Annotated in this window: 1 pseudogene; it reads left to right on the top strand. The window is 42.9% G+C overall.

The window, feature by feature from the left end:
• Positions 1–261, top strand: a pseudogene (gene pyrG / locus AAEZ03_RS27855) (CTP synthetase); the annotation flags it as partial.

Raw genomic sequence — 261 nt, 5'->3', positions numbered from 1 at the left:
ACTCAGCACTCTGTTAAAGAGTTACGCTCTATTGGTATTGCTCCGGATGTACTGGTTTGTCGTGGCGACCGTGCGGTTCCAGCAATTGAAAAAGCCAAAATCTCGCTATTCTGTAATGTTGAAGAACGGGCGGTTATTTCATTAAAAGACGTAGATAGCATCTATAAAATCCCTGCATTATTACGCTCGCAAGGATTGGATGATCTGGTTATCAAACGTTTCAACCTCGATTGCAACGAAGCCGATTTGTCTGAATGGGAA

The organism is Pseudomonas sp. HY2-MNA-CIBAN-0224 (assembly GCF_040310285.1).
Classification (GTDB): domain Bacteria; phylum Pseudomonadota; class Gammaproteobacteria; order Pseudomonadales; family Pseudomonadaceae; genus Aquipseudomonas; species Aquipseudomonas helleri.
Note: the sequence above shows the minus strand (reverse complement) of the source record. Positions and strands in the feature narration are given on the sequence as shown.